This is a genomic window from Natronobacterium gregoryi SP2 (assembly GCF_000230715.2).
Taxonomy (GTDB): Archaea; Halobacteriota; Halobacteria; order Halobacteriales; family Natrialbaceae; genus Natronobacterium; species Natronobacterium gregoryi.
In genome coordinates, this window is record NC_019792.1 from 2,259,399 (window position 1) to 2,285,269 (window position 25,871).

At 63.0% G+C, this 25,871-nt stretch carries 23 protein-coding genes, 1 tRNA gene and 3 pseudogenes; 20 read left to right on the forward strand and 7 right to left on the reverse strand.

Translation table 11 applies throughout. From position 1 onward, the window contains the following. Nucleotides 1-5: 5 nt before the first annotated feature. From NATGR_RS11305 to NATGR_RS11325, 5 genes are read left to right on the forward strand one after another with little or no spacing between them, the layout of a single operon-like run. Nucleotides 6-404 (forward strand): PIN domain-containing protein, encoded by a 399-nt coding sequence (locus NATGR_RS11305; protein ID WP_005579414.1) that lies wholly within the window; start codon nt 6-8, stop codon nt 402-404. Further along, nucleotides 405-980: a DNA-directed RNA polymerase gene (locus NATGR_RS11310; protein ID WP_005579415.1), complete on the forward strand. Its 576-nt coding sequence runs from the start codon at nt 405-407 to the stop codon at nt 978-980. Nucleotides 981-982: 2 nt separating this feature from the next. Beyond that, nucleotides 983-1,180 carry a transcription elongation factor subunit Spt4 gene (gene spt4, locus NATGR_RS11315; RefSeq protein WP_005579418.1) on the forward strand — a complete coding sequence of 66 codons (198 nt, stop codon included), beginning with the start codon at nt 983-985 and terminating at the stop codon, nt 1,178-1,180. A 6-nt stretch (nt 1,181-1,186) separates the two neighbouring features. After that, nucleotides 1,187-1,771 carry a GTP-dependent dephospho-CoA kinase family protein gene (locus NATGR_RS11320; protein ID WP_005579419.1) on the forward strand — a complete coding sequence of 195 codons (585 nt, stop codon included), beginning with the start codon at nt 1,187-1,189 and terminating at the stop codon, nt 1,769-1,771. Nucleotides 1,772-1,822: 51 nt separating this feature from the next. Continuing rightward, nucleotides 1,823-2,914 (forward strand): geranylgeranyl reductase family protein, encoded by a 1,092-nt coding sequence (locus tag NATGR_RS11325; RefSeq protein ID WP_005579420.1) that lies wholly within the window; start codon nt 1,823-1,825, stop codon nt 2,912-2,914. A gap of 213 nt (nt 2,915-3,127) precedes the next feature. On the opposite strand, the gene NATGR_RS11330 is transcribed toward NATGR_RS11325, so the two are convergent. Then, nucleotides 3,128-4,648: a carboxypeptidase M32 gene (locus NATGR_RS11330; protein WP_005579421.1), complete on the reverse strand. Its 1,521-nt coding sequence runs from the start codon at nt 4,646-4,648 to the stop codon at nt 3,128-3,130. A gap of 147 nt (nt 4,649-4,795) precedes the next feature. Here NATGR_RS11330 and NATGR_RS11335 point away from each other — a divergent pair, with 147 nt between their 5' ends. After that, nucleotides 4,796-5,152, forward strand: coding sequence for a hypothetical protein (locus tag NATGR_RS11335; protein ID WP_005579422.1), 357 nt, complete (start codon nt 4,796-4,798; stop codon nt 5,150-5,152). A gap of 9 nt (nt 5,153-5,161) precedes the next feature. On the opposite strand, the gene NATGR_RS11340 is transcribed toward NATGR_RS11335, so the two are convergent. Further along, nucleotides 5,162-6,253, reverse strand: coding sequence for a M20 family metallopeptidase (locus NATGR_RS11340; protein WP_172636015.1), 1,092 nt, complete (start codon nt 6,251-6,253; stop codon nt 5,162-5,164). 79 nt (nt 6,254-6,332) lie between these two features. Then, a complete protein-coding gene (locus tag NATGR_RS11345) occupies nt 6,333-8,021 on the reverse strand; it encodes a globin-coupled sensor protein (protein ID WP_005579424.1) in 1,689 nt (562 codons plus the stop codon). A gap of 176 nt (nt 8,022-8,197) precedes the next feature. Between NATGR_RS11345 and NATGR_RS11350 the strand changes: the two genes are divergently transcribed. From NATGR_RS11350 to NATGR_RS11365, 4 genes and pseudogenes are all read left to right on the forward strand, one after another. Next, complete coding sequence (locus NATGR_RS11350) at nt 8,198-10,072, forward strand: PINc/VapC family ATPase (protein WP_005579427.1); 1,875 nt, start codon at nt 8,198-8,200, stop codon at nt 10,070-10,072. Between the two features lie 439 nt (nt 10,073-10,511). Further along, nucleotides 10,512-11,933, forward strand: a complete 1,422-nt coding sequence (locus tag NATGR_RS11355; protein ID WP_005579429.1) for a lanthionine synthetase LanC family protein — start codon at nt 10,512-10,514, stop codon at nt 11,931-11,933. Between the two features lie 161 nt (nt 11,934-12,094). After that, nucleotides 12,095-12,496 (forward strand): SHOCT domain-containing protein, encoded by a 402-nt coding sequence (locus NATGR_RS11360; RefSeq protein WP_005579430.1) that lies wholly within the window; start codon nt 12,095-12,097, stop codon nt 12,494-12,496. Between the two features lie 71 nt (nt 12,497-12,567). Then, nucleotides 12,568-13,656 (forward strand): annotated as a pseudogene (locus NATGR_RS11365) (IS4 family transposase); the annotation flags it as partial. Nucleotides 13,657-13,880: 224 nt separating this feature from the next. On the opposite strand, the pseudogene tnpA reads toward NATGR_RS11365, so the two are convergent. After that, a pseudogene (tnpA, locus tag NATGR_RS11370) lies at nt 13,881-14,081 on the reverse strand (IS200/IS605 family transposase); the annotation flags it as partial. Nucleotides 14,082-14,372: 291 nt separating this feature from the next. On the opposite strand from tnpA, the gene NATGR_RS11375 reads away from it, so the two are divergent. The 8 genes from NATGR_RS11375 to NATGR_RS11405 all read left to right on the forward strand — a co-directional run bounded on the left by NATGR_RS11375 (nt 14,373) and on the right by NATGR_RS11405 (nt 20,775). After that, nucleotides 14,373-14,753, forward strand: coding sequence for a Rid family detoxifying hydrolase (locus NATGR_RS11375; RefSeq protein WP_005579434.1), 381 nt, complete (start codon nt 14,373-14,375; stop codon nt 14,751-14,753). Between the two features lie 15 nt (nt 14,754-14,768). Beyond that, nucleotides 14,769-15,023, forward strand: a complete 255-nt coding sequence (locus NATGR_RS11380; RefSeq protein WP_005579435.1) for a hypothetical protein — start codon at nt 14,769-14,771, stop codon at nt 15,021-15,023. 27 nt (nt 15,024-15,050) lie between these two features. After that, a tRNA-Ser gene (locus NATGR_RS11385) sits at nt 15,051-15,131 on the forward strand. Nucleotides 15,132-15,219: 88 nt separating this feature from the next. Further along, nucleotides 15,220-16,443 (forward strand): RNA-guided endonuclease InsQ/TnpB family protein, encoded by a 1,224-nt coding sequence (locus tag NATGR_RS11390; RefSeq protein ID WP_005579436.1) that lies wholly within the window; start codon nt 15,220-15,222, stop codon nt 16,441-16,443. 148 nt (nt 16,444-16,591) lie between these two features. Further along, complete coding sequence (locus NATGR_RS11395; protein ID WP_005579437.1) at nt 16,592-17,296, forward strand: SOS response-associated peptidase; 705 nt, start codon at nt 16,592-16,594, stop codon at nt 17,294-17,296. Between the two features lie 201 nt (nt 17,297-17,497). Next, a complete protein-coding gene (gene thsB, locus NATGR_RS11400; protein WP_074929728.1) occupies nt 17,498-19,162 on the forward strand; it encodes a thermosome subunit beta in 1,665 nt (554 codons plus the stop codon). A gap of 408 nt (nt 19,163-19,570) precedes the next feature. After that, entirely contained in the window at nt 19,571-19,711 is a 141-nt protein-coding gene (locus tag NATGR_RS19940) for a hypothetical protein (RefSeq protein WP_005579439.1), read from the forward strand. Between the two features lie 140 nt (nt 19,712-19,851). Further along, nucleotides 19,852-20,775, forward strand: a complete 924-nt coding sequence (locus NATGR_RS11405) for a pyridoxal-phosphate dependent enzyme (RefSeq protein WP_005579440.1) — start codon at nt 19,852-19,854, stop codon at nt 20,773-20,775. Between the two features lie 18 nt (nt 20,776-20,793). Here NATGR_RS11405 and lrp read toward each other — a convergent pair whose 3' ends face one another. After that, a complete protein-coding gene (gene lrp, locus NATGR_RS11410) occupies nt 20,794-21,255 on the reverse strand; it encodes an HTH-type transcriptional regulator Lrp (RefSeq protein ID WP_005579441.1) in 462 nt (153 codons plus the stop codon). 127 nt (nt 21,256-21,382) lie between these two features. On the opposite strand from lrp, the gene NATGR_RS11415 reads away from it, so the two are divergent. Next, nucleotides 21,383-22,738 (forward strand): glutamine synthetase family protein, encoded by a 1,356-nt coding sequence (locus tag NATGR_RS11415; protein WP_005579442.1) that lies wholly within the window; start codon nt 21,383-21,385, stop codon nt 22,736-22,738. A 70-nt stretch (nt 22,739-22,808) separates the two neighbouring features. Further along, a pseudogene (locus NATGR_RS20250) lies at nt 22,809-23,250 on the forward strand (DUF5680 domain-containing protein). A gap of 17 nt (nt 23,251-23,267) precedes the next feature. On the opposite strand, the gene NATGR_RS11425 reads toward NATGR_RS20250, so the two are convergent. Continuing rightward, a complete protein-coding gene (locus NATGR_RS11425) occupies nt 23,268-24,602 on the reverse strand; it encodes a YihY/virulence factor BrkB family protein (RefSeq protein ID WP_005579446.1) in 1,335 nt (444 codons plus the stop codon). 53 nt (nt 24,603-24,655) lie between these two features. After that, nucleotides 24,656-25,777 (reverse strand): tRNA (guanine(26)-N(2))-dimethyltransferase, encoded by a 1,122-nt coding sequence (locus tag NATGR_RS11430; RefSeq protein ID WP_005579448.1) that lies wholly within the window; start codon nt 25,775-25,777, stop codon nt 24,656-24,658. Between the last annotated feature and the right edge of the window lie 94 nt (nt 25,778-25,871).

Below are 25,871 nucleotides of genomic sequence, written 5' to 3' on the forward strand. Positions count from 1 at the left end.
GACGAATGGATTCCCAAGGCCGGACACGAGTCGCACTCGATACGAGCGCTCTCATGATGCCGGTCGAACTCGACGTGCGACTGTTCGACGAACTCGAGCGGTTGGTCGATTCGTTCGACCCGACGATTCCACAGGCCGTCCTCGAAGAGTTGCGACGGCTCTCCGAAAAGGGGGGCACCGAGGGAACGGCAGCGAACGTCGGTCATGATCTGGCGACCGAGCGCTGTCTGGTCGTCGACACGGAGGCATCGTACGCAGACGACGCCTTGGTCGAACTCGCCCGCGAGGGCGCAGTCGACTACGTCGTCACGAACGACCGCCCGCTGTGCGACCGGGTGCTCGAAGCGAGCATACCGGTAATTGCATTACGCGGGAGAAACAAGTTAGCGATCACTCAACCATAGATGTACAAACGGGTTAGATTGAAAGACACGGTGGAAGTACCGCCGGAGGAGCTCGGCGACGTCTCGCCGGACCTCGTGAAGCGACTGCTGCAGGACAAACTCGAGGGACAGATGGACGAGGAGGTGGGAAGCGTCGTCTCCATCACCAACGTCCACGACATCGGTGAAGGGACGGTGTTGCCCAACGAACCCGGCGTCTACTACGAAGCCGACTTCGACGCCGTCACGTTCGACCCACAGATGCAGGAGGTCGTCGACGGGACGGTCGTCGAGGTCGTCGAGTTCGGTGCCTTCGTCGGGATCGGGCCGGTCGACGGTCTGCTTCACGTTTCCCAGATCAGCGACGAGTATCTCGCGTTCGACGGCGAGAACCAGCAACTCGCTTCCAACGAGTCCAGTCGGACGCTCACGGTCGACGACGCGGTCCGTGCTCGCATCGTCACCAAGAGCATCGACGAACGCAATCCGCGCGACTCGAAGATCGGTCTCACTGCGAAACAGCCAGGACTCGGCAAACACGAGTGGCTCGAGGACGAACACGAAAAACGCGAAGCAACCGCAACCGAAGGTGAATAACGATGGCATCCGATCGTCTCGTCTGTCGCGAGTGTCACCGCGTCAACGATCCGGACAACGAGACCTGTGACGCCTGTAACTCCTCGTCGCTGACCGAGGATTGGGCGGGCTACGTCGTCATCGCTCACCCCGAAGAAAGCCAGATCGCCTCGGAGATGCAGATAACCGAGCCCGGCGCGTACGCGCTGAAAGTCCGCTAAACAGCCGTGACGGGCGACGAATACGATTCCGATCCGACCGACGGTGCGGTCTCCGACCCGGCCGATCAGCTACTCGTTCTCCCAGAAGAACTTCGAAGCGAACTCAAAGAACCGATGGGGCCGATCGAGACCGACGTCGAATCGCTGCTCGAGGCCGCCGGCGAGCCACTGATCGCGGTCGGCGATGTCGTCACCTACCACCTCCTGGAAGCCGGCCACGAACCCGACCTCGCGCTCGTCGACGAGCGAACCGAGCGAGAGGCCGTCGACGAGGAGATTCGCGAGACCGTCACCGCCCGGACGAACCTCGAGGCGGTCAACCCGCCCGCCGAGATCACCGAAGACGTCGTCTGGGCGCTCTGTGAGGGACTCGAGCGGCTCGAACCGACGACGATCGTGGTCGACGGCGAGGAGGACCTCGTCGCCCTCCCAGCGATCGTCGCCGCACCCGACGGGGCGAGCGTCGTCTACGGCCAGCCCGGCGAAGGGATGGTCCACGTCCGCGTCACCGAGGAAACCAGAACGCGAGGCCGAGAGCTACTCGAGCGCTTCGAGGGTGACATCGAGCGGTTCTTCCAGTTACTCGAGTGATCCTCCGCCCGTTCGACAGGATATTTATCGGCCGACGTGAACGTGACTGACATGTACGATTTTGTCGTCGTGGGCGTCGGCCCCGCCGGTGCGCGGTTCTCTCGGCGAGCCGCCCGACGCGGGCACGACGTGCTCGCACTCGAGCAGGGAACCGTCGGGACGCCACTGGCCTGTTCCGGTCACGTCAGCACCGACGTCTGGGCGTTTACGGGTGACGGCGCACGCGACGAACTTCTCCAGAACGAGATCTACGGTGCCCGGTTTCACGTCGGCGGGCCGAACAGCGAGGCGTACCCCTTCTACAAGGACGAGGTCGCCTCGAACGTCGTCGACCGGGTCGGACTGGATCGGCATCTCGCCGCCCTCGCACGCGAGGCCGGTGTCGACGTCCGCGAGGCCCACACCGTCACCGATGTCCGCGAGCACCACGACCGCGTGGAAGTCGTCGCTAGTGGCCCCGACGAAACTCACACGTTCGAGGCGAAACTGGTCGCAGGCTGTGACGGCCCACGCTCGAAGGTGCGGGCGGAACTCGGCCTCCCCGAACCCGGCGAACTGCTTCACGGCGTGCTCGCTTTCTCCGAGGAGGAAGACCACCAGGACTTCGTCGACGTCCACCTCACCGCACCGACGTTCTTCGCGTGGCGTATCCCCCGTGGCGACGCCGGCGTCGAGTACGGCCTCGCAGCCCCGCCGGGCGTCCAGGTGAACAAACACTTCGAGGAGTTGATCGACGGCTACGAGATCGACGTCGCCCGTCGCTGTTCGGGTGCGATCCCGATCGGCCCGCCCAATCGAGTGACGAGTCGCCGAGGCTTCCTGATCGGCGACGCGGCTGGCCAGACAAAGCCGTTCACCGGCGGCGGCATCCTCTATGGCATGACCAGCGCCGACCACGCCGCCCGCAAGATCGACCCCGACTGGCCGTCGACGCTCGAGGCCTACGAGCGTGCCTGGCGCGACGATCTCGAGCGCGACCAGTTCCTGGGTCAGTGGATTCGTCGAGCGTACTCGCTGCCCGAACCGGTCCAGCGGATCGGCCTCCGAGTGTTGTCCGGCGAGATCGGCGTCCACATGGATCGGCCGACGTCGCTCGTCTCGCCGCGACACCTTCGGGCGATGGCGTCGCGGCTGTGGCGGTGAGCCCGTCGGAGCGAACCAACGAGCCGACGGGCCGACGGAGCCACTCCGGAAACGACCGCCCGTGGTACATCGGGACGAATCCGCGTCGTCCAGCGTCGTTTCTGGACGCTCTTTTCTCTCGTCCTCGATTCGTTCCAAATCGTTTCGTACTGGACAGCGAGGCGGGTTCTCCAGTAAGCAGAGACCGAGGAACTGATTAGGTTTCCCCCGCTGTTAGAGGCCGTACAGTTTGCCGTACTTCTCCTCGACGTACTCGAGGAAGTAGTCGGCGGTGAACGGCTCGCCGGTCGCCTGCTCGATCAATTCGGGCGTGGTGTACCGGCAGCCGTGCTGGTGGACGTTCTCGCGGAGCCAGCCGTTGAGCGCGTCGAACTCGCCGGCGCGGATGTCGTCGGTGAGGTCGCCGAGATCGTCTTCCGCGGCGGCATAGAGCTGTGCTGCGAGGACCGAGCCCAGCGAGTAGGTCGGGAAGTAGCCAAAGGAGCCGTGCGACCAGTGGATATCCTGCAGGCAGCCTTCCGCGTCGGTCTCGGGGCGGACGCCAAGGTACTCCTCGTACTTGTCGTTCCAGACCTCGGGCACGTCAGCGACCTCGAGATCGCCCGAGATGAGTTCACGCTCGATCTCGAACCGGATGACGATGTGGAGGTGGTAGGTGAGTTCGTCCGCTTCGACTCGGATGAGGTTGTCGTCGTAGACCTGGTTCGCGGCCTCGTAGGCCTCTTCGGGCGTGACATCCTCGAGTTCGGGGAACCGCTCGCGAGCGATCGGCAGGAACTGCTCCCAGAACGGCCGGGAGCGGCCGACGTGGTTCTCCCAGAGCCGCGACTGGGACTCGTGGACGGAGAGGTCACGAGATTCCCCAAGCGGCGTGCCGTAGCCGTCGTCGGGCAAGCCGAGCGTGTAGTTGGCGTGACCGAACTCGTGGATCGTCGACGTGATCGAGCCGAGCAGGTCGTCCTCCTCGAACCGGGTCGTCACCCGGGCGTCGAACTGCGTCCCCGAGGAGAACGGGTGCGGTGCGGTGTCGAGACGGCCGCGATCCCAGTCGTAGCCAAGCGAGTCGAGGACATCGCGGGCCAGCGTCTCCTGATCGTCGTCGTCGAACTCGCCCGAGAAGGCGTCGGTCTCGAGATCCGACTCGCTCGCGTCGATCTCTTCGATCAGCGCGACGAGTTCGTCTCGGAGCCGCTCGAGAACGCGCTCTGCGGTCTCGAGGTCGAGATACGGTTCGTACTCCGAAAAGAGGACGGCGTAGGGATCGGCGTCGGGATCGACGTGTTCGGCGTACTCGCGTTTGAGTTCGACGAGTTTCTCGAGGGTCGGCGCGAACGTCTCGAAGTCGTCGTTCTCTTTCGCTTCTTTCCACGTTGGATGGGCGTTGGCCGTCGTCTCCGAGATTTCCTCGACGAGTTCCTGCGGGACGCTGGTCTCGCGGTCGTATCGTCGGCGGACCTCGCGGACGACCGCAACCTGTTTGTCTGTGAGATCTGCGTCCTCGAGTTCCTCGAGCAGCTTTCCAGTCTCGTCGGCGGTCAGCAGTTCGTGGCTGATCGAGGACAGCGTCGAGAGTTGCTGTGCCCGGGCGGGCGTCCCCTCCTCGGGCATCACGACTTCCTGGTCCCAGCGCAGGATGCCGGCGGCGTTGCCGACGTTCGAAATGCGTTCGACTCGCGACTCGAACTCGTCGTAGGTGTCGTCAGCCCGTTCGCTCTGGGCCGGATCGGTTGCCATACTCGGTTGGTATGGGAGGGGGTGTCATCAACGTCTTGGTTTCGGAACTTGTCGGGGATACCTTCGGCGCTGCCTGGACAATCGTCGTGCAGTCCGGACGGAACATGCAAGCCGAGAACTGTTTGCGTCGGCGACCCCTCGTCCGGTATGGTCCTCGCCTCACTCGCCGTCTTCGTTGCCAGCCTGCTGGTCGGCGCACTCGGAATATACGTCGGCGCTCGCGTCATCGTCGGCGCGAGCGACTACGACCACGCCATCGTCACGGCGTTGATCGGCGCGATCGTCTGGGCGGTCGTCGGGTTCTTCGTCGGCTGGATACCGCTTCTGGGTCCGTTACTCGCCCTGCTGGCTTACATCGCCGTGATCAACGTCCGGTATCCTGGCGGCTGGACCGCCGCGGCGATGGTCGGCCTGATCGCGTGGGTGACCGTCCTGATCGTCCTGTACGCCCTCGCTGCGGTCGGGATCACGGGGTTCAACGCGGCTGGCGTCCCGGGGCTCTAGTCGTCGTGGTCACGCGAGCCACGACTCCGCGACCTGCCGGTAGATCGCCCGACACCGCTCGAGGACGTCGATCGAGACGCTCTCCGTTTCGGTGTGGGCCTCGCCGGGTTCTGCCGGGCCACAGACGACACACGCCGTGCCAGCGGCAGCGAGCCAACCAGCGTCGGTCGCGTGGGGCTTCGTGACGAGTTCAGGGGCGACCGGTTGCGCGGCGTCGACCGCCTCGAACACCGTCTCGGCAAACGCCTCGTCGGTACACTCCATCGGCGGCAGGTCCTGGTCGACCGTCCACTCGACTCCCTCGAGTTCTTCGACGCGCTCGAGTGGGGCTCGTTCGCCGGGCACCGTCCGTTCGTCGACCGTGACCTCACAGCAATCGGGGACGACGTTCATCGCCGTGCCACCGTCGATTTCGGTGACGACGACGCTGCCCTCGAGCGTCTCGTCTGCCACCTCGACCGCGGGTGGCTCGAGGTCCCGGACCAGCGAGACGGCCTCGGTCGCCCAGTAGATTGCGTTCTCTCCCGCTTCGGCTTCGCTGGCGTGGGCAGCCACGCCACGGGCAGTGATCGTGCTCCCGCGTCGGCCCTTGTGGGCGACCGCGACGTCGGTGACGCCCGGACTCGAGTAGCCCGTCGAGCCCTCCCCGACGACGGCGTACTCGGGGGCAAAACCCTCGTCGATGGCGTGTCGTGCGCCGACACCGCCGACCTCTTCGCCGACGAAACTCGCGACGGCCAATTCACCCGCGGGCTCGGCATCTCGGAAGGCAAGCATGGCCGCCGCGACCGCGCCTTTCATGTCTGCGGTCCCGCGGCCGTAGAGACGGCCGTCACGCTCCTCGACGACGTACTCGCCGTCGTCCTCCTGTCGGACCTGCGGCGTGGCTGGCTCCACGACATCGTGGTGGCCGACGAGTGCGAGCGTCTCCGCAGCCGGGTCTCCCTTCCGAGCGATCACGTTACCAGCCTCGTCGCGGATGATCGTCGCGTCGCCGCCGACTTCCCGTTCCAGCCACTCCTCGATGAAATCGCCCGCTTCGGTCTCGTCCTCGTAACTCGGGATCGAAACCAACTCGCGGGTGAGCTCGGTGACGGTCACGACCGCCCGTTCGACTGCCAACGTGTTGATTGCACCGGCGGCCCACAATCGACGGGTCGTGACAGCCCGCCTCGAGACGTCACTGGGTCTCCGTGGCCTCCGGTTCGAGGTGTGGGTCGGATTCGGACGCAACGCGTTCGTACACTGGCGTGCTCTCGAGCGGTTCGACGTCGGTCAGCCTGCCGACGGCCGCGCTCACCTCGCCGAGACTCGCTGTCTGCTCCTGGCTCGCAGCCGCGACCGACTCCGCCGCCTCTGCAACCTGTTCTGCGCTCCGTGAGAGGTCGTCGACCGACTCCGCGGTCGCCTCGATACTGTGGGCCTGCTGGTCGGTCGCAGCCGCGACGTCTGCCAAGCCCGCTGCCGTCGATCTGGCGGCGTCGTGGATCTCCTCGAGCGATTCGATCGTATCACGGACCCGCTCGCCGCCCTGGTCGACCCGATCGCTTGTCTCCGCGACCGCGTCGACCGTCTCCGCGGTCGCCTCGGAGATGTCCTCGAGTGCGGTTTCGATCGCGTCCAGATCGCGTTTCGTCTGTTTGGCAAAGGAGTTGACTTCGTCGGCGATGACCGCCATCGTCTCGTCACCTGCATCCCCTCGCGTCGACTCGATCTTCGCGTTCGAGGCCAGGATAGTCGTTCGCTGGGCCATCTCGTCGAGTCGCTCGATCGCCTCGTCGATTTCGTCCGTACTGGACTCGAGTTCGGCGGCCGCCGTCTCGACCCGCTCGGTCGCGTCCTCGATCGCCCCGAGTTCTCGACGTGCTTCGGCGGCGGCCTCGACGCCGTCCGCCGCCAGCTGTTCGGTCCGCTCGCTCTCCCTGCGAGCTTCGGCCGCAACGCTTGCGACCTCTTCGGCAGCCGCGCTGATCTCGCCGATCTCGGTTGCGGCTTCCTCGGCGCTTGCAGCCTGGCTCTCGGTGTGTTGGCTGATCCCCTCTGCGCGACGGGCGACGACTTCGCCGGCCTCGTGGAGTTCGTCCAGTGGCGTCTCTACGTCCGACTCGACGTCCGCAGCGAGTTGCTCGCGCTGTTCGATCGCCGCTTCGAGATCCTGTGCATAAGAGTCGACGTAGGTCTCGGTTGCAATCTGCACGTCGAGGTTGATAATCCGCAACAGTGAGAGCACGTCCGCCATCCCGTCGTCGATCGCGTCGCGGACCGTCTCCTCGAGACTCGCCTCGAGTCCGTCAGTCGCTTCTGCCCCGCCCCTGCCGCCGAACCCGAGCGCCTCGGAGAGCCGTCCGAGTCCGCCGTCGGCGTCGGCCTCACGCTCGGCGAGCCACTCTTCGATGGCCGTGACGACCTGCTCTTGGACCCGCTCGTTTACCCGGCGCATGATGAGGTCGTAGTAGACACCGTACTGCCCGACGTACTGTTTCAACGGCATGTCCAGCAGCTCGTGGAGTTTCCCGATCCTGGCGCGGTTCTCGAAGTACTCCAGGTCGTAGTCGCCGGTCGCAAGCGACACGAGATAGGCCCGCTGGGTCTGCTTGAGTTGCTCGACTCCCTTCGGCGACCGCCCGACGACGTCGCGGGCTTTTTCGTACTCCAGCAGGTTGTCGTAGAACTCGTCGGCGATCTCGTCCTGGTTGTCACGAAGCATGGGCTCGAGGTCGGTCAGCCGCTGTTCGTCGGCCTCGTCGAACCCGATAAACTCCTTTCGCCAGGCGACGTCGGCTTCGTCCAGGCCGATACCTTCCAGCAGTCCATCGACGTCGAGAAAGCCGTTCAGGCCACCCCGTCCGAACGTGCGTTCCGGATTCATGACAGTACGTTTTCAGCAACTACCTTAAATTTTGATCAGTCCATATCGCAACCTTGGGGGTGTCTCGTTGCAGGAGTCGGTTCGTTTCACATCGTCGGATCGCGTCCACAACCACGTCCGACGCATCCGTCCAGCGACGTGGACACCCTTATGGGCGTACGAGCCCGAGTGAGCGTATGAACGTCGTGCCGGATACGAGCGTGGTCATCGACGGCCGCGTCTCGTCGACGATCGAAGACGGGCAGTTCGAGGGAGCGACGATATCGGTTCCCGAAGCCGTCGTCGCAGAACTCGAAGCGCAGGCAAACGACGGCATCGAGACCGGCTGGGACGGACTCGAGGAGCTCCAGCGACTCGCCGACCTCGCCGACGACGGCGCGGTCGACCTCGAGTACGTCGGCGAGCGGCCGAGCGCGATCGAGCGCGGACACGCCTCCGAGGGCGAGATCGACGCGCTCATTCGTGACCTCGCGGAGGAACTCGAGGCGACCTTCCTCACCAGTGACGTCGTCCAGGCGGAGGTCGCCGAGGCAAAGGGACTCGAAGTCGAGCACGTCTCTCCGGAAGTACGGAGAGTCGAGACACTCACCGTCGAGAGCTACTTCGACGACGTGACGATGAGCGTCCACCTCAAGACAGGCACCGTCCCGATGGCAAAACGGGGCGAACTCGGCGACATGCACTACCAGGAGATCGCCGACGAGCCACTCGACGAGGAGACGATGGACGAGTACGCACGCGAGGTCGTCGACGCAGCCAAAGAATCGCCCGACGGCTTCCTCGAACTCTCAGAGCCGGGGATGAAGATCGTCCAGTTCCGAGACTACCGGATCGCCATCGGTCGACCGCCGTTTGCCGACGGCATCGAGATCACGGCCGTCCGACCGATCGCCCAGACAGACATCGAAGACTACGAGAACGCCGCGGAGCTGAAAGAGCGACTGCTCGAGCGCCAGCGCGGCGTCCTCATCTCGGGTGCGCCCGGTGCCGGGAAGTCGACGTTCGCACAGGCAGTCGCCCGGTTCATCTCGAATCACGATTACGCGGTCAAGACGATGGAGAAACCGCGGGACCTGCAGGTCGGCCCGGACATCACCCAGTACACTGAACTCGGCGGCGAGATGGCGAAGACTGCAGACGCCTTGCTGATGGTGCGGCCGGACTACACGATCTACGACGAGGTTCGCAAGACCGACGACTTCGAGGTCTTCGCGGACATGCGACTGGCTGGCGTCGGCATGATCGGCGTCGTCCACGCGACCCGTCCGATCGACGCGCTCCAGCGACTCGTCGGCCGCGTCGAACTCGGGATGATCCCGCAGGTCGTCGACACCGTCGTCTACATCGAAGCCGGCGAAGTCGAGACCGTCTACGACGTCCGCACCGAGGTCAAAGTTCCCGCCGGACTCACCGAGGAGGACCTCGCACGCCCGGTCATCCAGGTCACCAACTTCGAGACAGGCGAACCCGAGTACGAGATCTACACGTTCAACCGCCAGGTCGTCACCGTCCCCCTCAAAGACGAGGCGGATGGTCCCGGCAGCGAGAGCGGCGTCGATCGCATCGCCAAACAGGAGATCGAACGCGAGATCCGATCGGTCGCACACGGCTACGTCGACGTCGACTTGAAAGGCCAGGATCGGGCCGTCGTCTACGTCGAAGAGAACGACATCTCGAGCGTCATCGGCAAGGGTGGCGGTCGAATCACCGACATCGAAAACCGGCTGGGCATCGACATCGACGTCCGCACGCACGACGAGAACCCAGACTACGGGTCAGCTGCCGGCGGCGGTGGTGCCACCAGCAACGGCGGCGCGAGCGGACAGGGCGGTCAGATGGTCACGCCCGAAGTCACCTCGAGACACATCGTCATTCCCGTCGACGGCAACCACGGCGAAACTGTCGAAATCCAGGCCGGCGGCGACTACCTCTTCACCGCGACGGTGAGTCGTGGCGGTGAGATTCAGGTTTCTCGCGGCAGTGCGATCGCAGAAGAACTCGAGCAGGCGATCGATCGCAAAGACCCGGTCACGGTCGTCCCGTCGTCGTAGGGTCGAGCACCCCGTGGGGACGCGAACAACTCTTTAGTGCAGATTTTCGAGGAGCAGTGAGCGAATGTGCGGCGCTACGCGCCGTGAAAGCGCGAACCCGACGAGAAAACGGTGTGTGCGTGAGATTCAGGTTTCTCGTGGCAGTGCAATCGCAGACGAACTCGAGAAGCGGTCGACAGGAAAGATCCGATCACGGTCGTCCCATCGTCGTAGAACCGCGAGCGGCGCGGTTCGGAACGGCCGGCTAGAGTGAGAACCGCGAGAACGAGCGACTTCTCTGACTGCTACTGTCGCGTCGCAACCCAGCCCGAGACCTCGCCGGCGTGGAGAACGTACGCGACCAGATACAGGAAGCAAGCGAGTAGTCCACCGACGGCAACGTCCCCGACGAGCGCACTCGAGAGACGCGCTTCGGGATGGGAGTTACGCCACCGTGGAGATGGAACGGCTCGCTGCGCCGTTTTTTAATAACGGTATCGAGGACGACCGGCTGTGGTCGGTGTATCGCATCGAGCGAGAGGCACTGGGACGTCTCGATCCGCCGCGAATCACGTCTCGAATGGGGACGACGGAACTCTTCTTCGATGGGGTACCGATCCCCGGATACGCGTCGAACCCCGGGTTTCAACGGTTCACCGAACGGGTGGAATCGCTGTCGGCCGCGGACCGGCGACGCCAGGTGCGTTTCATACGGGAGGCGTTCGAGTCCCGCGACAGTCCCACGACCCGAGCGCAGCCGGCCGAAAGCGACGACGACCCCGACCGCGAGGCGACGGCTGACGGCTTCGAGGGTCGTGCCGCGGCTCTCGTCGACCGGGTGTACGACGCCGCGTCGACCACATTCGGCGACCCCTACGGCTGGATGGCCACCCGGACTTCCGACGACACGGCGGGTGTCCACCTAGTGCCTGCCAGGGAGTCGCTTCTCGCAGGACGGTCGGGGATCGCCCTGGCCGCGGCGGCCGTCTACCGCGCCACCGGCACGGAGACTTACCGGGAACGGGCGCTCGAGACCGTTCGATTCGAGGACGACCTCGCGTCGATTGAAACGAACCTGCACGGCGCGGCGGGCGCTGTCTCGGCCGCCTACGCACTTTGCGTGCTATCGGACCTCCTCGAGGCGGACCACCTCCAGTCGCGGGCCGTCGACCTCGCGACGTCGGTTCCGTCGCTGGACGGACGCGACGGCACGGTTGGAATCGAAACCGGGGTGTGTGGCACCACGCTCGCGCTCCTTTCGTGTTACCGGCGAACAGGCGACACGGAGATTCGGGAACTCGCACTCGAGTACGGCGAATGCGTCCACACCGCGTTTGATGCCGACGATGCACGGTCGGACAACGGTTGCAACACGCAACTCGGCTTTCGCGTCACCGACGGCGTCGGGTACACGCTCGTCGCAACGGGTGAGACTCTCGACAAACCGTGGTACGTGGAGGAGGGGACGGAGTTGTTGGCCGGCACCTGGACGACGCGCCACTCAGCGAGTCGGTCTCCATCGCGACCGACGCTTGCCCGCTGTGTCGCCGGGCAGTACAACGAGGAACTGGCGGTCGATCCGTCAACAGTCGTCGGCGGGTCTGCGGACCTCTGGGAGTACGACCACCTCAGGCGCGGCAACTTCGGCCGGGTGGAACGCCTCGTCGAGGCGGCTAGGGCGGGCGACCGGTCGCCCGCGCCAGCGTCGACCATCGCCCGTCGGTCGCTCGAGCGCGCGTCCGACGGTAACGGACTCGTTCTCCCAGGACACGACCCAGAATTCCCTAACGTCACGCTCCACGACGGGCTTTCCGGCATCGTGTACACCATCCTCCGCGTCGCCCGTCCAGAAGAACTCCCCTGCGTCCTCGCCTTCGAGTGAGAGTGGTCCGCGCCGGGACGGCGACATCGTACTCGTCCCCTGGGCGTGAAAGGTGACGGCGAACTCGCGTCCCTCGTTCGCCCGACTCCCTCGCTCTGTTTCCCATCGCGTTTCGCGACGGACGAGTAAGATTTTACCTCCACGTCCTGGAATGTAACCGTATGACCGAGTCGAGACTGGGCGCAGGGATCGCACTCTTCATCGGGCTCGTGCTTTCGGGTGCGTTTCTGACGGCCGGGATGATCGAGAGCGCAGCGTTCAGCTTCGTCCTCGCCGTCTCAATGGCCGCGTTCTTCGTCGTCCTGGGCAAAGGAGCGAGCGAGCAGGACGCGACGTACTCGACCTCGCGGTCTCGATCGGACTCGTCCCGACAGGAGGGCGAACTGTCAGACATCCGAGAGCAGTACGCACGCGGTCAGCTGACCGACCAGGAGTTCGAACACCGAGTCGAGGCGATACTGGCGGACGACGGACTGTCTCGCCGTCAAGCCGGGGACACATCTCGGGTCACGACGAATCGAGAGCCGTCGCGGGAAGTCGACGAGGACCGCGAGACGCGATAAACCGCCGTCGAGCGCCCGGCCGAGTGAGAGGTCAGTTCGCGTAGCGGCGGAGATGCTCAGCGGACTCGACCACAACGTTTCACGGCTGGTTCAAACCGGGATTCGTTGCACTCCTTCGAGAGATTCTCGATGACGCCATCGAGAATCTCGATACGGGCCAAACCGAGCTTACCGGACGTCTCGAACGATTTCGAGACGTCCTCATCGTCGATGCTACGGTCATCTCGCTCTACCAAGACGCCAGAGACGTCTATGCACTCGATGACGACCGAGCCGGGGCGAAACTTCACCCCACCGAATCGCTCTCGACGGGGCTTCCGACACGATTCCAGACAACCGACGCAACCACCCACGAACGGAGCCAGCTACCCACCGGTGAGTGGGTAGCTGGCGCCCTCATCCTGTTCGATCTCGGCTACTACGATTTTTGGCTGTTCGACCGCATTGACGCCAATGACGGCTGGTTCGTCTCCCGTGTCAAAGATAACGCTGACTTCGAAATCGTCGAAGAACTCCGGACGTGGCGCGGGAACAGCATTCCGCTGGAGGGGCAGTCGCTGCAGGCCGTCTTGGACGACCTGCAGCGACAGGAAATCGACGTACAGATCACGCTCTCGTTCGACCGCAAACGAGGGTCGGGCGCCAGCGCGACCCGAACCTTCCGATTAGTCGGCGTTCGCAACGACGACAGCGGCGAGTATCATCTGTACCTGACGAATCTGGACAGAGACGACTACCGCGCGCCCGATATCGCACAGCTCTATCGGGCGCGCTGGGAGATCGAACTGCTGTTCAAAGAACTGAAATCGCGGTTTGGCCTTGACGAGATCAACACGACCGACGCCTACATCATCGAGGCGCTGATCATCATGGCAGCACTCTCGTTGCTGATGAGCCGAGTTATTGTCGACGAACTCCAGAAACTGGACGCAAAACAGCGAGACTGCGCCGACGACGCCGAGGCGTCGTCGACGCGCCTCCCTCGACGACGCTGTTCACACGCCGTCGAACGGCACGCGCACCTGATCCAGTTGTACCTGATGCTTGATCTGGGGTACGAACTACCGGACCTTGATTCGGTGTTGCTGTGGTCGTCACGAGATCCAAATCCACATCGTCCGAGGTTACGTGAACAGGTAGAGTCAGGCGAGTTCTGGTAGAAAACTCGCCTGACGAGACGGTCTGGATCGCCCGGCCTGATCAGCGACGGCTTTGGAACGGCGGCGCACTCACGACCGCGAGTGCGCCGCCTTCGACGGGAGAGATGGTCGAACAGTAGCTGGTCTGCCGGAACAGCAGTGATCTCGGTGTGATTGTGGTCAGACTCGACGTAATTTCGGCGTGATCTTCGTCTCAGTCGGTCACTAAGCTAGAACGGATGCCGAAACAGGCTGTGAACGTGGTCGGCTCCGCCGTCCACGTTCTTGATGTCGGCCTCGAAGTCATCTGCAATGTCGTGGGCGATTTCAGCGACACGCTCCAGCCGCTCATCCGTGAGAATATCGGCACGGTACTTCGTGACGGTCACGAAGTGATACTGAAGCGCGTACACTGTGTGCGACCCGGTTTGCAGATGATACTCCATTTGGCCTTACCAGATACGAGACACCCAAGGCAGAGAACTCCTGTGACGTGAGGTATTCAGCAGGGAGAAACCGAGTGGTTTGCTGCACAGAGCTTACGCGATTCACTCACGGGAAAGGCGGGATTCTCTCGCTGAATCAAGATAGCCCCTACGTGAATCAAACCGAGCGTTTTCCGACGGAGAAAGCGAATTCGACACTCTCGACGGCCGAAGCAAGCGTGAGCGTTCGACACCCGCCCTCGAGACTGGACTTCGTCTGGTTTTAAGACGTGCTGGACAGTGGTTGCGTGTATGAAACGCACTATCGAAACCGACGAGGCCCCCGCGGCCGTCGGCGCGTACAGCCAGGCAGCGACGAACGACGATGTCCTGTTCACCGCCGGCCAGATCCCGATGACGCCCGACGGCGACCTGCTCGACGACGAGCCGATCGCCGCCCAGACCGAACAGGCCCTGGAGAACCTCACCGCCATCCTCGAGGCGGAAGACGCGAGCATCGACGACGTGCTCAAGGTGACCGTCTTCCTCGAGGACATCGACGATTTCGACGAGATGAACGAGACCTACGGAAGCTACTTCGACGACGAACCGCCGGCTCGTAGCGCTGTCGAGGTCGCCGCCCTTCCGAAAGGTGTCGGCGTCGAAGTCGAAGCGATCGCGACCCTCGGGTAACGACGACACGACGAGATGGGACCGCGAACCAAATCCGCCCTCCTCTGGGGCGCGGTCGGCTTCATGGCGTTTCTGGTGCTCGTCCAGGGCTATGCTCTGGTCGTCGAGCCACTGGTGACGATCACGCAAGGCGGTGTTATCGCCGTCCTCGTGGGTACAGCGACGGCAGCGAGCGCGTACGCCCTCGAGCACCGGATCGCCGCGTGGTCGGCACGTCGCGTGGCGGACGAAACCGAGCCACACGGCGGCGACAGCAAAAGTAAGAGTTAAACGACCGACGTGGCTAGGTCCACTCGAGCCAGGATGGCCGAACGGTAAGGCGCACGCCTGGAAAGCGTGTTCCCTTTGGGATTCAGGGTTCAAATCCCTGTCCTGGCGTTTTCGATTTCGTTCGATCCAAGTAGTGGTGGCTGTGGGAGTCACTTGGCCCATAGTTTAAGTAAGAAAACGAGGCCAGCAACTGGTGGTGCCCGACGAGTACTTGCGGCGAACTGCGGTCACTCGGCTCGTACTCACCGACGAACAGCAGAATCTGCTCGAGGAAACGATTAGCCAGTGGAAGACTGCATGCAATATCGGGAGTCGCGTCGGCTGGAAAACCGACGAAACGCGAGCAACGGTTCTCCAGGATAAAGTGTACGACGAGCTCCGAGAACGCACTGATCTGGGGAGTCAACACGCAATACTCGCTGTTCGTCAGGCAGCCGCGGCACTCGACGGTGTTAATGAAATCGAAGCTACCGACGAGAACTACGAAACATCTCGCCCGACCTTCACCAGCGACACGATAACGTACGATCCAAGAACGATGACAGTGTTCGACGACCAAACAGTGTCGCTGGCTACCATCGATGATCGAATCCGATGTGATATCGGATTACCGTCGGACGAAGAGGGGTATCAGTTCCAGTACCTCCGAGACGATGAGTGGGAAATTACGGAATCTACGGTAAGCAAACGGGACGAAGGATACTACCTTCACATCGGGTTCCGAAAACCGAAACCGACCCCACGAGCAGAGCAAATGGCCGACGACGAGGACAGGACAGTTCTCGGCGTCGATCTCGGAATCGTCAACATCGCAACGACGAGTACAGCCTATTTCGCATCGGGTCGAGAGCTTCGACATCGCCACCGCGAGTTCGAACGCGTTCGTTCGGATCTCTACGAAACCGGAACCCAGTCTGCGTACCGGACGATACGACAGATGAGCGGCCGTGGATCACGGTACGTAAGGGACGTGTTACATCGGGTTGCTAACGACGTCGTCGAAGAGGCGACAACGTACGACTGCGAGTACATTGTCTTCGAGAATTTGAAACACATCCGGGAACGCGCGCCGCCGGTAAAACAATTCCATCAGTGGGCACACCGACAACTCGTCGATATGGTCGAATACAAAGCGAAGGCGAGAGGGATTTGCGTGGAATTCGTCCCACCTGAAAATACGAGCCGTCGATGTCCCGAATGTGGACATACCAGTCGAAAGAACAGGAGGTCCCAGTCCGATTTCGAGTGTAGACAGTGTGGGGCCATAGCAAATGCAGATTACGTCGGTGCCAAAAACGTCGGACTACGGTTCGTCCGGCGTGGCCTACAGTCGTCACGCCGGACGGGTGACAGTCAACTCGCCCTGAAGTCAGGAACGGTGACACCGAATCGGGGGTTCTCCCCGTACGCTACCGGATAGCGATAGAGGTCGAGTTCACTGACAAGTCCCGAAATCCGATCGGGTCAGTTGACATCCCAGTTCTGGCGTTTTCGAGTGCGATCGAGAGTAGCAAAATCACCAGGGAAGAACGAACAACGCTTTGTTCCGGTCGGTCGATGAATATAGCATGTGCGGCCGGTACACCCTCACCATCGAGTCCGACGACCTCGAGGACCGATTCGACGTAACTCTCGAGGAAGCGTTCGCACCGCGTTACAACGCCGCGCCCGGCCAGGGGCTGCCGGTCATCACCGACGCCGAACCGGACACGGTTCAGCGCTTCGAGTGGGGACTGGTTCCGTCGTGGGCCGACGACGACACTGGTGGGAGTATCAACGCGCGTGCGGAGACGATCGACGAGAAGCCGAGTTTTCGGGAGGCGTACGAATCTCGGCGGTGTCTCGTCCCGGCTGATGGCTTTTACGAGTGGGTCGAGACGGAGAACGGTAAGCAACCCTACAGAGTCTCCTTCGAGGACGACCGGCCGTTCGCGATGGCGGGCCTGTGGGAACGCTGGGAGCCCGACGAGGAGACGACTCAGACGGGACTCGAGGCCTTCGGGGGCGGGAGCGCGGACGCCGAGAGAGACGACGGCCCGCTCGAGACCTTCACGATCGTCACGACGGAGCCGAACGACCTGGTCGGGGGCCTCCACCACCGGATGGCGGTGATTCTCGAGCCTGGTACTGAACAGGAGTGGCTGACGGGGGACGATCCGAAAGCGTTGCTCGAGTCGTATCCGGCCGACGAGATGCGGGCGGACCCGGTCTCGACGGCGGTCAACGATCCGTCGACCGACGAGCCCTCGTTGCTCGAACCGGTCGACTCCTGAACCACAATCCAGAGCACTTAAATATGTCGGAATAGCTGGTCACGGACGCGATCTCGACTGGCGATACCACACCTCAACACGAGACCGTCACTCGAACGCACTATGGCGATTCCGGCGGTGTCTCTTCGTTAACCGACGAACGACACGAACTCCTAAGAGCGGTGTCTTTATGTAGAAGGACAATCAATGATTCGCCTGACTATGAGCCAGCGAATGCAGCAGGGTCAGCCGATGATCGTAATGAGCGAGGATTCCCAGCGCGTCAAGGACAAGGACGCGCAGGACTACAACATCTCCGCAGCGCGAGCGGTCGCCGAGGCCGTCCGCTCGACGCTCGGCCCGAAAGGGATGGACAAGATGCTCGTCGACTCGATGGGATCGGTGACGATCACCAACGACGGCGTCACCATCCTCGAGGAGATGGACATCGACAACCCGACGGCCGAGATGATCGTCGAGGTCGCCGAAACCCAGGAAGACGAAGCTGGTGACGGCACCACGACGGCCGTCGCGATTGCCGGCGAACTCCTCAAGAACGCCGAGGACCTCTTGGAGCAGGACATCCACCCGACGGCGATCATCAAGGGCTTCCACCTCGCCTCCGAGCAGGCCCGTGAAGAGATCGACGACATCGCAGAGGACATCGACACCAGCGACGAAGACCTCCTGCGCAAAACTGCTGAGACCTCGATGACCGGCAAGGGCGCCGAGGTCAACAAAGAGCACCTCTCGCAGCTGATCGTCGACGCCGTCCGCGCCGTCACCGTCGAGAACGAGGAAGGCCAGAACGTCGTCGACCTCGAGTTCCTCAACATCGAGACCCAGACCGGCCGCAGCGTCGACGAGTCCGACCTCCTCGAAGGCGGCATCGTGGACAAAGACCCCGTCCACGACAACATGCCCGTCGAGGCCGAGGACGCCGACATTCTGCTGTTGAACGACCCGATCGAGGTCGAAGAGACCGACGTCGACACCGAAGTTTCGGTCACCGACCCCGACCAGCTCCAGAAGTTCCTCGACCGCGAGGAAGAACAGCTCAAGGAGAAAGTCGAGCAGATCGCCGACCTCGGTGCTGACGTCGTCTTCTGCCAGAAGGGCATCGACGACCTCGCCCAGCACTACCTCGCCAAGGAAGGCATCCTCGCCGTCCGCCGCGCCAAGAAGTCCGACCTCGAGTTCCTCTCGGAGGTCGTCGACGCGGCGATCGTCTCCGACCTCGGCAGCGCCGACGCCGACGACCTCGGTTACGGCGACGTCACACGCGACGAGGACGACGGGCTGTTCTACGTCGAGGGCGAGGACGCCCACGGCGTCACCCTCCTGCTGCGTGGCTCGACCGACCACGTCGTCGACGAACTCGAGCGTGGCGTCAACGACGCACTCGACGTCGTCGCCCAGACCGTCTCCGACGGTCGGGTCCTCGCAGGCGGCGGCGCAATCGAAGTCGAACTCGCCAGCCGCCTCCGTGACTATGCTGACTCCGTCTCCGGCCGCGAGCAGTTGGCCGTCGAGGCCTTCGCCGACTCGCTCGAGCTCGTCCCGCGCGTGCTCGCCGAGAACGCGGGTCTGGACTCTATCGACACGCTCGTCGACCTCCGTGCGGCTCACGAGGACGGCGATGTCGAGGCCGGCCTGAACGTCTTCACGAGCGACGTAGAAGACACCTTCGAGGCTGGCGTCGTCGAGCCGGCTCACGCCAAGGAACAGGCCGTCTCCTCCGCTTCCGAGGCCGCCAACCTCGTGTTGAAGATCGACGACATCATCTCCGCCGGCGACCTGTCGACCGACAAGGGCGACGACGAAGAAGGCGGCGCGCCCGGCGGCGGCATGGGCGGCATGGGCGGCGGCATGGGCGGCATGATGTAAGCGACGGCCGACCGAAGCCCAAACGCTTCCGATTTCGACCGTGCTGACACCGTTCGCCGATCGGTCGGCGGTTTGACCGATCTGCACACCGGTCCGATCGATTTCTCGTGTTCGCGTCACTTGCAGTGATGACCGACTCGTTTCCCGGACCGTCGATCTGTGGTGTGTTTTCACTCCGCCCAGTCCAATAGGGCGAACGCAGTCGGGCGGGCACCCCACGACGCGTTCGGCGTCTCCGTTCGAGTATGCGACGACAGTCGGGGCCACCGTTTCTTCCAGCCCCGTTACTGGTGGCCCTGACGGGGACAGCCGTGCTGGACACGTCGTGGCGGTTGCATCCGGAGTGTGTTGCACGGCGATTGCCGTCGCAGGCAGGTCAGTTATCGGGCCCGATCGCGTTCGATCGCTATGACGTCCCAGAACACGATCGGATGGTCATTGCTCTCCTCAGGACTGGTCACACTGTTTCTGAAAGTGCTTCCCGGCGATTCACTCTGGTGGGGATTCCTGTTGCTCGGCCTCGGCCTGTTGGTCCTCTTCGTTCGGTGACTCGCACACGACGAAGCCGACGGCGCGACACACCCCGTTACTTTGGGATTTTATAATAAAGTGTCGTTTTAGTTTCGGATATTGTATCTAAACCGGCAGAGATTTGCCAGTCAAAAGCAGATAGTCGAACGAACAGAACCATGACGAACACGGATGTCGGAATCACAGACGACGAGGGGTCGACGATGACTCTCGGTGAAGGCCGGACGCCGCTGATACCGAGCACGCACGACGAGAACCTGTACTACAAACACGAGGGGCTCAACCCCTCCGGGAGTTTCAAAGACCGCGGCACCGCCCTGACGGTGTCGAAAGCACTCGAGGAAGGGATCGAAAAGCTCCACGTCTGCTCGTCTGGCAACGCCGCTCTCTCGCTGGCGGTCTACACGCGGCGAGCGGGGCTCGAGTGCGTTTGCCACGTCCCCGAACAGACTTCGGAGAGCAAAAAGCAGTTGATGGAGGCGCTCGGGGCGACGCTCGTGGAGTACGACGGCGTCTACGAGGACATCTTTCACGAACTTCGGGAGAAAGACCTAGATGGGTGGAACGTCACTCCCGGCGTTTCGAATACATCCCTCGAAGCCTACGAACGCATCGCGGCCGAGATACTGGCCCAGGTCGTCCCCGAACAGGTCATCGTTCCCTGTGGCAACGGGACGAACCTGGCAGGGATCTGGCGTGGCTTCGAGAAACACGGCGAATCGCCGGCGATGGTCGGCGTCCAGATGAAGGGGGCCGCACCGATAAAGAAGGCACTCGAGGAGGAGAAATCCCACGCTGTCGTCGAGGACCCTGGTGAGAGTTTGGCGGAGGGGATCATCGCCTCCGAGTCGTTCAACTGCGCGGAGGCCACGGACGCGATAACGGCGTCCGACGGACGGCTCGAGGTAATCACTGAAACCGAACTCGAGGCCGGACTCAGAGAGTTGGTTCGGGAGGGAATCTTGCCGGAGCCGACGTCGGCCGCCGTCAAGCCGGTGGCAGACAGATACGACGGCGTCACCGTCGCGGTCGTCACCGGTTCCGGGCTCAAAAACTACACCGAGCTTAGAGAACTGTGTTGAGGTGGTGTCGTCGAACGGCTACGTGTCGTCGACGTCGAGTTCGAACTGTTCGTTCTCGCTGACCGCGTTGAGAACGACGCTCGTGTTCGAGGCTTTGATGTCGGGGTCGGTCAGCAACGCCTTGATCTGGTCGTTCATCCCGTCGGTGTCTTTGAATTTCCCGATGGCGATCACGTCGTAGTCTCCCGTGACTTCGTAGACGCTGGTCATTTGGCGGTGCTCACGCAGTGTTTCCGTGATTTCGGGAAGAGCGTTTCCTTCGACCTGTAGTTGGATGACCGCAGTGACGTCGTAGCCGACTGCGTCGTAATCGAGCCGGGGTGTGTATCCGTCGATAACACCCTCGTCTTCGAGATCCGAGAGATGGTTCGAGACAGTCGTAACGGAAACGTCCAGTTCTTCGGCAAGGCTGCGAAGACTCGCACGGCCGTCGCCAAGGAGTGCATTCACTAGTTTCGCGTCGAGATTTTCGTACGTCATCACGTGTACTAACTAATCCCATCCTTTAGAAATTTACGAATATACAATTCCACCGGCCGAAGAGAAGATTTGCGTTGAGCAGTGAGCTTTTTATTAGGGGAGATACGAGGGTAGGACGACCATACGGATGACAAGCGGAAACATTAGCGACGCCGAGCAGGTAGTACTCGACGAAATCGAGAAGAAGGATATCGATTTCCTCCGTCTGCAGTTTACCGACATTCTCGGCACCGTCAAGAACGTCTCGGTCCCCGCTCGACAGGCCGAGAAAGCGTTCACAGAGGGAATCTACTTCGACGGCTCCTCTATCGAGGGGTTCGTCCGTATCCAGGAATCGGACATGCGTCTGGTTCCCGATCCGGAGACGTTCGCGATGCTTCCCTGGCGAAACCGCGAGGATGGCTGCTCCGCCAGAATGATCTGTGACGTCTACGACACTTCCTCGGGCGAACCGTTCGATGGTGACCCGCGTTACGTGCTCAAGCGTGCTCTCGAGCGTGCCCACGACATGGGCTACACTGTCAACGCCGCGCCAGAGCCCGAGTTCTTCCTCTTCGAGGAGGACGAAGACGGTCGTGCGACGACCGAAACCAACGACGCCGGCGGATACTTCGATCTCGCGCCAAAAGACCTCGCCTCGGACGTCCGCCGAGACATCGTCTACGGACTCGAGGAGATGGGTTTCGAGGTCGAGGCGAGCCATCACGAGGTCGCCGAGGGACAACACGAGATCAACTTCACCTACGACGACGCGCTCTCGACAGCCGACAACGTCGCGACCTTTCGCACCGTCGTCCGCGCCATCGCCGCCGAGCACGGCTATCACGCGACGTTCATGCCCAAGCCGATTGCGAGGATTGCTGGCTCGGGAATGCACACCCACCTCTCACTGTTTACGGAAGACGGCGGGAACGCTTTCCACGACGACAGCGACGAGTACGACCTCTCTGGGACTGCACGCTCGTTCCTCGCGGGCGTCCTGGAACACGCGCCAGCGATCACAGCCGTCGCGAACCCGACGGTCAACAGCTACAAGCGGCTGGTTCCAGGGTACGAAGCGCCGGTATACGTCGCCTGGTCCGACCGCAACCGCTCGTCACTGATCCGTAAACCTGCGGCCCGTGTCCCCGCAGCCAGCCGCATCGAACTGCGCTCGCCGGACCCCTCCTGTAACCCCTACCTCGCTCTCGCGGCCATGATCCAGGCCGGACTGGACGGTATCGAGAACGACCTCGAGTGTCCGGACCCGATCCGCGAGAACATCTACGAGTTCGACGAACAGACCCGCGAAGCGTACGGCATCGACACGCTCCCGTCCAATCTCGGCGACGCCATCGACGCCCTCGAAGACGACGACGTCGTCTACGACGCCTTGGGCGACCACGTCGCACCGAAGTTCGTCGAGGCCAAGCGCCAGGAGTTCGAAGAGTACCTCGTCGACGTCTCCCAGTGGGAGCTCGATCGGTACCTCGAGACGTTCTGAGTCCTTCGATTCACGTCTTTTCGAGTCGCGAGACCGTCAACGTATCAACCACATATCCTGTATGGGTGATATGACTGATCTGGCGGAATTTGTAGCTGAAGCACACAGAAACGGCTACGCCAACACGCAAGCGGACCCTGGACCGAACGGGGGCAAGGTCATCACGTACGACCGTGGCGAGTACAGCTACCGTGATCACTACTCCGGATCGACGGCGTTCGTCGGGCACGAGGTCGTCACCCGAGACGGAAAGCCCGTCTGGGGAATGAGTTACTACGGCGATCTGACACACGAAGACGCAGATCCGGACGATGTCTACGCCTTCCTTCGGGACACTCGAGCAGGCGTCCCCTAACCGACCGTCCCGCGGTCCAGCGACGTACGAGGGCGACGAAATGACGTACTCGAGTTCCGTCGACGGCGACCGCCAGCGGTTCGAGGGAGAAGAGCGTATCCGAAGCGGTGAGACGGTCGTCTACCGTGGTACGTTCGGCGGCGGTCGCGTCGACTAACGGCCAGCCGCGAGGTGTCAGGACCGCCAGTCGCTGACTCGGTTCCGGACACGGCCCGGCACGCCCAGCAGTGACAGCCCCGCGCCGAACAGCACCATCAAGGCGAAAACGCCCAGCGTCGACGTCCAGACGACGAACATCGCGAGGATCGCCCACCCACCCTCGAGGAAGTAAAACGCCCCGATGGTCATCGCAGTGCCGTACAGCAAGACGAGGTACGGCCCCCAGTCGCGGGCGTGGCCCTTGTAGATTCGGTGCCGGACGTAGCGCTTGAGGTCGCTCTCGAGGGAGGACCGCCCGACGGTCCGGGATTCGACGCTTTTCTCGAAGGAGTCGACGCGGTCGCGGAGTCGTTCGATCTCCTCGCGAAGCGCTTCGGGATCGTCGGACCTGTCTCGGGTGCGGGCCGTTGCGGTCGACGCAGTTTTCGCGTCCGATTCTGGATCGGCGCTGGCGCTCGTTCCCGCGTCGTCCGTGGGCTCGTCGTCGGCACTCGTGGCGTCGTCGACCATCGCTCCTGTTGGAACCTGTCGCACGCCGGGACTTTGTAGCTGCCGATCCACTTCACGGCCGGCAAGAACCGCGTTACAGATCGCACCGACTATCAGAAGAACAGCGCTAGCGTACATCCAGACGAGGACGAAAAACACGGCACCTAGCGCCCCGTAAACGGTGTATTCGGCCGCGAGAGACGCGTACTGCGAGAAGGTCCGGGTCAGTACAAACCACCCGATCGCAGCGAGTATCGTCCCGGGAAGAGCTTCCACGATCCCGACGGGTTTGCCTGGAAAGAGGACGTAAAGCGGCAGAAAGGTGACTGCCAATCCGAGCACGACGAAACTGTCTCCGAGATACGCGACCCGGAGGTATGGAGCAAACTGGATGAACAACTCGAGTGCGCCGACGGCTGCCAGTCCGATCGTGATCACGACGAACGCGATCACCGAATCGCGGACCGTATCGATCACCGACTTCGATCGCGTCGTCCCGTACACTGCCGAGAACGCCCGATCGAGTCCACGGAGCGCGCGGCTGGCACCCCACAGCAGGCCCACGGAGCCGATCGCGGTCGCACTCCGGCGGCCAGTCTCGTCGAGCACCGTCGTCGCGAGCAGTTCCTGTGCAGAGGGCGTGAGGACGTCGCTGCCGGCCGCCGTGACTCGAGCGGCGAGTTGCTCACCACCGAGGGTTACCGCGATCCCGATAGCGAGCATCACGAGCGGGATCAACGAGAGAAACCCGTAGAAGGCGACGCCGGCAGCGAGCAGCGTCAACTGCTCGTTACGAGCGACGAAGACGGCTCGGGCGACGAGTTCAGCGGCTGACCGCTCGCTTCGGCATCGATCCAACACGTCCGGTCAAATGACTGGACCTTACAAATAGCGTACGGCCGGATCGGGTCGGCTTACTCGAGGCTGTCCTCGGTCGCGTCGCGAATTTCGGTGACCGAGGCGTCCGTCTTGAACGTCGTCCCGCCGTAGTGGGCCCGGGACGCCTCGTATCCCGCGTCGCGGAGATCCGCGAGGAACTCGTCCATCGCGTTCGCGGGCAGCCCCCAGTTGCGACAGAGTTTGTGCTGGTCGTAGTGGGTCGGCACCGCGAGTTCGGTCTCGAGCGTCTCGCAGAGTTCGCGGGTTTTCTCCGCGGTGCCGAAGGAGTCGGGAATCTTTTCGCGGACGGCGGCGACGAACTCGGGGTCGCAGGTGTGGGCCAGCCAGACCGGTCCCGCGGTCAGCATGCGGTTCCCGCCGCAGTTCGGACAGGTTTCGAGCGGGTCGGCGATCAGCCCGGGGTCGGCCTCGCGGTACGTGCAGTCCTCGCAGTGATAGAGGTGACCAAGGTCGTCGACGGCGGCGTCGGCCGACGTGGCCTTGTGCTCGAGTTCGAGGTAGGTCCGGACGTAGTGACTCGTCGCGTGGGTGAGCAACGGCTGGACGCCGACGTCGAACCGCGCGCCGCTGCGGGCGAGTGCAGAGAGGAGAACCCGGACGCCCATCTCGGGGTGGTAGTCGGTGTTTCGCGGGACGGCGGAGTAAGAGCGGACGCCGCTGTTGAAGTGTGCGCCACACAGCGGCGCGGTGTCGGTCGCGGTCACACAGATCAGGTCCCGACAGTTCGCGAACGCGGCGTCGGCGAAGGGCATCGGCGTCCCGTAGGGGTCGAGGTCGATCACGTCGAACACCTCGTCGTGCATGAGTGCGTTGACGTTGCGGTGGGAAACGGTCGTTTTCGCCTCGAGTCCATTCCGCGCGACGTTTTCGCGGGCCAGTTCGACGGCCTCCTCGTCGACGTCACAGCAAGTGACGTTCCAGTCGTCGGCCGCGGCGCGAACGCCGCGGATACCGCTTGCCGTCATCGCGTCGAGGTACGCCTCGGCGCGTTCCTCGCGCTCGCGGTAGGCCCGCAGCGTCGCGATCGTCAGATCGCGGTTCAGTTCCTGTCTCGGGTTGTAGAAGACCGACTCCTCGACTCCTTCTGTCTGCTCGCCGGGGACCTTGAGTTCGACCCCGCCCTCGGTGACGCGCATACGAGACGGTTCGGCGGGGCGAGGCGAAAAGCGCGGTGGTCTCGCCCCGCCCTCGTATTCCGAAACGAACTTACACGATTCCTCGAAAGGGGTC